At 67.6% G+C, this 6,857-nt stretch carries 9 protein-coding genes; 8 read left to right on the plus strand and 1 reads right to left on the minus strand.

Features of this window, described 5'->3' with window-relative positions; translation table 11 throughout:
• Positions 1-62: 62 nt before the first annotated feature.
• From CQY20_RS18570 to rpsI, 4 genes are all read left to right on the plus strand, one after another.
• Positions 63-380, plus strand: coding sequence for a WXG100 family type VII secretion target (locus CQY20_RS18570; protein ID WP_097941555.1), 318 nt, complete (start codon positions 63-65; stop codon positions 378-380).
• 10 nt (positions 381-390) lie between these two features.
• Positions 391-687: a WXG100 family type VII secretion target gene (locus CQY20_RS18575; protein WP_097941556.1), complete on the plus strand. Its 297-nt coding sequence runs from the start codon at positions 391-393 to the stop codon at positions 685-687.
• A gap of 364 nt (positions 688-1,051) precedes the next feature.
• Entirely contained in the window at positions 1,052-1,495 is a 444-nt protein-coding gene (gene rplM, locus CQY20_RS18580) for a 50S ribosomal protein L13 (protein WP_097941569.1), read from the plus strand.
• Positions 1,492-2,010, plus strand: a complete 519-nt coding sequence (gene rpsI, locus CQY20_RS18585) for a 30S ribosomal protein S9 (RefSeq protein WP_097941557.1) — start codon at positions 1,492-1,494, stop codon at positions 2,008-2,010. Before rplM ends, rpsI begins: the two co-directional genes overlap by 4 nt.
• 134 nt (positions 2,011-2,144) lie before the next feature.
• Here rpsI and CQY20_RS18590 read toward each other — a convergent pair whose 3' ends face one another.
• A complete protein-coding gene (locus CQY20_RS18590; protein WP_097941558.1) occupies positions 2,145-2,903 on the minus strand; it encodes an AIM24 family protein in 759 nt (252 codons plus the stop codon).
• A gap of 391 nt (positions 2,904-3,294) precedes the next feature.
• On the opposite strand from CQY20_RS18590, the gene CQY20_RS18595 reads away from it, so the two are divergent.
• From CQY20_RS18595 to CQY20_RS18610, 4 genes are all read left to right on the plus strand, one after another.
• Complete coding sequence (locus CQY20_RS18595) at positions 3,295-3,741, plus strand: hypothetical protein (protein ID WP_097941559.1); 447 nt, start codon at positions 3,295-3,297, stop codon at positions 3,739-3,741.
• A 153-nt stretch (positions 3,742-3,894) separates the two neighbouring features.
• Complete coding sequence (gene glmM / locus CQY20_RS18600; RefSeq protein ID WP_097941560.1) at positions 3,895-5,232, plus strand: phosphoglucosamine mutase; 1,338 nt, start codon at positions 3,895-3,897, stop codon at positions 5,230-5,232.
• A 43-nt stretch (positions 5,233-5,275) separates the two neighbouring features.
• The gene (locus CQY20_RS18605) at positions 5,276-5,581 is read left to right on the plus strand and encodes a type VII secretion target (protein WP_097941561.1); all 306 of its coding nucleotides are present in this window, start codon (positions 5,276-5,278) and stop codon (positions 5,579-5,581) included.
• 3 nt (positions 5,582-5,584) lie between these two features.
• Positions 5,585-6,857: hypothetical protein (locus CQY20_RS18610; protein WP_097941562.1), on the plus strand; the 1,273-nt coding region annotated here is incomplete at its 3' end.

Genomic DNA, 6,857 nt, shown 5'->3' on the forward strand with positions numbered 1-6,857 from the left:
ACCGAATGGGGCGGCGCTGCGTCGTAATCACAACACGACCGAAAGACAGGGAAAGGGCCGCGATGACGACACCCGGATCGTTGAATACCGACCTCGCGCTGATGACGTCGGTCGCCGGCAAGATCGATGCCCGCAATGACGAGATTCGCGCAATGCTGCAGGCGTTCATCGGGCGGATGGTCAATGTGCCGCCCTCGGTCTGGGGCGGGGTGGCGGCGACGCGGTTCAGGGAAGTGGTGGACCGCTGGAACACCGAGTCGACAAAGCTGCATGTCGCGTTGAGTGGGATCGCCGAAACCCTGCGTCTCAACGAGCGGACGTTGCGCGAGGCGGCCGAGAGCCATTCGCAGCAGATCGGCGCCGTCGGCGGAAACATCTAAGGGGGACAGCATGGATCCGGTGCTTTCGTACCACTTCGACGAAATCGAGTACACCGTCCGGCAGGAAATTCACACGACGTCGGCCCGACTCAACGCGGCGCTGGAGGACCTACGGGCCCAGATCGCGCCGCTGCAGGAGATCTGGACGCGCGAGGCGGCGCAGGCGTATCGCATCGAGCAGGCCAAGTGGGATCAGGCGGCGGCCGCTCTGAACGAGATCCTGTTCAGTCTCGGCAACGCCGTGCGCAACGGCGCCGACGACGTCGCGGCGACCGACCGCAGCGCGGCCAGCGCCTGGGGCGCGTAACGCCAACACGCAGCGACGCGACAACCAGAGTGCGCGCTGTGCGACAGACCACTGTGCGGTCCCGTTGGGAGGGGAGACCACGGGACCGCACAGTTCTGTTTTCGTGTGTGAATCTGGTGACGGTTTTCGGCGTATTTGCGTCGCCAGATTCACACTCGAGGCCAAGGCGCGCCGGGTGCATGCCCCGCTGCCGGCGTCGAACGCGTTTTGACCTGCGCTGACGCTCGCCGGTATGCTGCTCGGTTGGCGTGCGGTACGCCGGGATCTCGGGTCAATGTCGGTCGCCGAGACCATCCCAGCCGCGGACGCCCTGACCGGCACCCGGGTCAAACCGGGATCCACCCGAGTAGAGAAGGTAGACGCTGTGCCTACATACACGCCGAAGGCCGGTGACACCACGCGTACGTGGTACGTCATCGATGCCACCGACGTGGTGCTCGGCCGGCTCGCCGTCGCGGCAGCAACGCTGTTGCGCGGCAAGCACAAGCCGACATTCACGCCGAACGTCGACGGTGGCGATTTCGTCATCGTCATCAACGCCGACAAGGTCGCCATCGGTGGCGACAAGCTCAACAAGAAGTTCGCCTACCGCCACTCGGGTTATCCCGGTGGTCTGCACAAGCGCTCGCTTGGCAGCGAGATGCAGCGCCACCCCGACAGGGTGGTGGAGAAGGCGATCGTCGGGATGCTTCCGCACAACAAGCTCGGCCGTCAGATCAAGAAGAAGTTGAAGGTCTACGCCGGCCCGGAGCACCCGCACACCGCCCAGCAGCCGGTGCCGTACGAGATCAAGCAGGTGAGCCAGTGACCGAGACAACCGACACCACCGAAGCCCCAGAAGTCGAGGCCACCGAGGCCACCAACGCCCCCGAGGCGGTCGCGGACACGACGACCGCAGCCGCCGAGCAGCCCGCGCCGCGCGAACCGGTCTACATCGACCGCCCGATCCAGACCGTCGGCCGCCGCAAGGAGGCCGTGGTGCGGGTGCGTCTGGTGCCCGGCACCGGCCAGTTCAACCTGGACGGGCGCAGCCTCGAGGACTACTTCCCGAACAAGGTGCACCAGCAGCTGATCAAGGCCCCGCTGGTGACCGTGGACCGGCTGGACAGCTTCGACATCTACGCCCATCTCGACGGCGGGGGTCCCTCCGGGCAGGCCGGTGCGCTGCGCCTGGCGATCGCCCGAGCGCTGATCCTGGTGCAGCCCGAGGACCGGCCCGCGCTGAAGAAGGCCGGCTTTTTGACTCGCGACCCGCGAGCCATCGAGCGCAAGAAGTACGGCCTCAAGAAGGCCCGCAAGGCGCCTCAGTACTCGAAGCGCTGATCTGCTTCACCTCACCGCCCGGTATGCCACGCGCATGCCGGGCGGTGTGCTTCTTTGCTCCTCGCGTGCGCGGTGTGTTTCTGTGCTCCTCGCGTGCGCGGTGTGTTTCTGTGCTCCTCGCGTGCGCGGGCGCTTTAGCGGCCCAGGAAGTTGCCGAGGACCCCGGCGACCGTCGACCCCGCCTGGCCCGCTTGCTGGCCGCCGCCGGTGCCGCCCATGAACGAGCGCGCCACCTCCTCCGATGGCTGCACGACCACAAAGCCGCGGCCGCTGAACGACATCGTGAAGGCCTCGCCGGTGGTGCGGCCGATGAGCGTGCCCAGGCCCAGTTGGTCGGCGCGGTGGAAGCCGGTCTGCAGCGACGCCGACCAGCAGACCGCGGCCTGCGGGTCCGCGTAGGTGGGCTGGTCGACGTTGAGCACGACTGGGCTGCCCTTAGTCGTGACCGCGATGCGGCCCTGACCGGAGAACACGCAGTTGAACAGCCCGGCATTGGACAGCATGCCGGCGCCCTGTACGCGGCGGATGTCGTAGGACAGCGTCGGGTCGAACGCGAGCACGTTCTTGCCGTTGATGGTCAGCCCGTCGTGCGGGCCCTCGAGGTCGATCAGGTGGATGTCGGAGGCCAGGTCGGCCAAGAAGATCTCGCCCTGGCCTGTGCACTTCATCAGCGGGACGCCCTCGCCGGTGACCTGCTGTTTGATGAACTGCCCGACGCGGCTGGCGCCGAGCGCCTGGAAATGGACATTGCCCTGGTAGGCGACCATGGAGCCCTGGCGCACCATCATCTCGCCGTTGAGCGAGACCTTGAGCATCTTGCCGTTCTGCAGCTTCATGCCCGGCTGCTCCATCTGGGCCTCGGCGTTCTGCGGCGAGAACAAGTCGCTGCGCATCGGCGCTCCCTTCGACGGCGGTACCCTGGCCGAAACGGCTAGCAGGGACGCTAACCACGGACACCGCGCAGAAAAATAGGGTGTTTCCCTACCGAATGGCGCGCATCAGTAACGATCTTGGAAGCTCGGCAGAAATACCGTTAGGGTCTTTCACCTGCGCTGACGACGACAGATTACTTAGATAGAGCTAATTAGCTACTTTATCGGTAAGCCAAGTGCCACAACTTTATTGGCCAAATCGTGTTTAGCTGCCGCCCTGATCGTGGAAGCCCTCTATCCGGGAGCAGGGCGCGCCTTTCGCGCCAGGCAGGCAGTTCCTGCCACCGGTGGTCATACCGAGACCACGGGTTTGGGGGCCGGACAACTGCTTCCTGACAGAAGGGAGAACGCAATGGCAAGCATGATGAAGAGGGTGGCCGCAGGCACCGTACTGGGCGGCTCGATGCTGTTCACCGGCGGAATGGGTCTCGCGAGCGCCGCACCGCCGCAGGTCCAGGACGGACTGGTGAACGTGGCCGTCGGCGACGTCAACGTCGTGCGCGACGTGCAGGTTGAGGCGGTCGCCCAGGTGTTGGCGACGGTGTGCCCCGATGTGAACGTCGAGGACGTCAACGTCCTGGCCGAGCAGGTCGATGAGGACGGCGGCACGCAGCAGGTCGCGGAGTGCACCGCCTTCACGCAGCCGGTGAACCTGACCCAGAACGGGCCGGGAAACAGCCCGAACGCGCCGGGTCAGCAGATCGCGCCGGGTCAGAGCAATAGCCAGAATGCGCCTGGTCAGCAGACCGCGCCGGGTCAGGGCAGCACCCCGACCTCGCCCGGTCAGCAGAGTGGGTAACTAGCTGCTCCGCGTTGCCGCCCGCATCCGCAAGGGTGCGGGCGGCATCCATTTCTCCGTCCCCTGGTCTCAGTCGGATATCGATTCTGTGGCGGCACGCCCTTTGACGTCGACGGTTGTGTTATCGACGGCCTTCTATGAGAAATTTATGCGATGGGTCGACTGTTCGGCACCGACGGCGTGCGCGGCGTCGCCAATCGCGATCTGACCGCTGAGCTGGCCTTTGGGCTCGGCTCGGCGGCCGCGCGTCGGCTCGGAAACTCCACCAACGCGCGGCGGCGAGTAGCCGTCGTCGGCCGCGATCCACGCGCCAGCGGCGAGATGCTGGAGGCCGCGGTCATCGCGGGGATCACCAGCGAGGGCGTCGACGCGCTGCGGGTCGGGGTGCTTCCGACGCCCGCTGTGGCCTATCTCACCAACGCCTACGACGCCGAATTCGGCGTGATGATCTCGGCGTCGCACAACCCGATGCCCGACAACGGCATCAAGATCTTCGGCCCGGGCGGCCACAAGCTCGACGACGCCACCGAGGACCGCATCGAAGAACTGCTGGCGGCCGGTTCCGGCCTGCGCCCAATCGGCGCCGACATCGGCCGCGTCGTCGACGCCGGCGACGCGCTGGACCGCTACCTGCGTCACGCCGGCAAGGCGCTCACCACCCGGCTCGACGAGTTGACCGTCGTCGTCGATTGCGCCAACGGCGCCGCGTCGACAGTCGCACCGCGCGCTTATCGCGCCGCCGGAGCCAACGTGATCGCCATCAACGCCGAACCCAACGGGCTCAACATCAACGACGGCTGCGGATCCACCCACATGCACTGCCTGCAGCAGGCGGTCCTGGATCACGGCGCTGATCTCGGGTTGGCACACGACGGCGACGCCGACCGCTGCTTGGCCGTCGACGCCGAAGGCCGCATCGTCGACGGCGACGCGATCATGGTCATCCTCGCGCTGGCCATGCAGGAGGCCGGCGAGTTGGCGTCGAACACGCTCGTCGCGACCGTGATGAGCAACCTGGGTCTGCATCTGGCGATGCGGGCGGCAGGCATCGAGGTCCGCACCACCGGCGTCGGCGACCGCTATGTCTTGGAGGAACTGCGCGCGGGCGAGTACTCGCTGGGCGGCGAACAATCCGGACACATCGTGATGCCCGCCCTGGGCACCACGGGTGACGGCATCGTCACCGGGCTGCGGCTAATGTCACGGATGGCGCAGACGCGCTCGCCGCTGTCGGCTCTGGCATCGAGGATGCAGACCCTGCCGCAGGTGCTGATCAACGTCGAGGTCGAGGACAAGACGACCGTCGCCGAGGCGCCGTCGGTGCGCTCAGCGGTCGCGGAGGCCGCCGCAGAGCTGGGCGATACCGGCCGAATCCTGTTGCGTCCCTCCGGAACAGAGCAGATGGTGCGGGTGATGGTCGAAGCCGCCGACGAGGACACCGCACGCCAGCTGGCCCTCCGGGTCGCCGAGTCGGTCAGCGAACACCGCTGAAAAAGAGTGGAACCTTAACGGTTCCGCCGACGTCCAAGCCTGTGTGGGAGAACGTGACGCCGCACGCCTCGATGTCGCTGCGGTATTGGATGCCGCACGACAGTACGACGCCGCCGCCGACATCGTCGACACGGCGATCCGCAGACATCTGACTGGGTTGCGATTCGACGGTGCCGCGGCGGGTCGCATGCACACCGCGCACGGCGATGCCGTACGCCTCGCGATCGACGAGGTCGTCGACCGCCTGCACCAGTGGGCGCGCGCGGCCAGCGAGATCGCCGCAGAGCTGCGTTCGTCGGCGGACCGCTACGTTGAAACCGACGCCATAGCCGGTCGACGGCTCGGGTGACCGATGGCCGAACTACACGACATCACCGCCCGGCTGGCCGAAGGGCGCCCCGCCGTCGACACCATCGGCGACTACGTGTGGGCGTGCCATCTGCTCGGCTACCAGAACCCGGATCTGACGCTGCACGCCGCCCAGGTGCGTGACTGGTACAGCAGCGAGGACGGCATGGACCTAGGAGCGCTGGAGGCCGACCGGGTCGCGCTGGTCGCGGCCGCCGCAGCCGCCGAGGACGCGCAACGGCTGCAGGACAAACAGTTTGACGTCCTCGCCGCAGCGTGGCAGGGTCGCGGCGGCGAAGCGTCGCACGGGTTCCTCGAGCGCCATGGCGAGGCGTCCGCCGCCGCGGTGGCAGCGCTGCGTCACGCGGCCGACACGCTCAGCGCACTGCGCGATGACCTGTGGCGCGCGGTCGATGACAAGGTCACGACGGCCGTGGCGATCGACGATCGTCGGCAGGCCGAACGGCCCGCCTGGCTGGCGGCGACACGCACCGTCACCACCGGCGTCGGTGACCGCGCGGTGGCCAGCGAGCTGGTCGACCAGGAAGTAAAGCCATTCGTGAACAACGACATTCGTTCTGATTGGCTGACTGCCATGCAGAAGGCCATCGCCGCGGTGTCGGCCGCGTTCGACGCCGCCACAGGTGCGCTGACCGGGCAGCCCGCCACGCCCTTCGAGGTGCCCGGCGACCTGGGGCCGACGCCGACGGCGCCATCCGGTCATTCCGACGTCGTCACCCCTGCAGCGCCAGCGGCCGGCTGGGCGAGTCCCGCGTCCGCCGCTCCGGCCCCGATTGCGGGCCCGCCACCCGCCGCGCCGCCCGCCACCGCTACCAGTGCGCCGCCTCCGCCGTCAGTCGCAGCGCCCGAACCGGCTCCGATCCCACCGCCCGCCATGCCGTCGCTGGGAGAGATCGCCGGCGGATTACCCAATGCCGCACGCGGACTCGCAGGTCTGGGCTCACAACTCGCCGATGCCATCGGAGGCCTCTTCGACCGTTCGGAGTATGCACTACCCGACGCCGCCGAGTTGAAGGACAACGAGGACACCACACTCGACGACGACGAGACACGCGAGGTCGACGAGACGCCCGGTGACAAGCCCGACGACGAGAAGCCCGACGACGAGCCGGAGGACGAAAAGGCAGAGGAGACCGAGGAACTCGCCGCATCCGACGACGGAGCCGAAGCCGACGAACCACAACCCGCATGTCCGGAGGAGGCGACAGACCCGCCACCCGCCGAGGAGCCGGCGCCGACGCCACCCCCCGCACCGG

Source organism: Mycolicibacterium agri, assembly GCF_002553505.1.
Classification (GTDB): domain Bacteria; phylum Actinomycetota; class Actinomycetes; order Mycobacteriales; family Mycobacteriaceae; genus Mycobacterium; species Mycobacterium agri.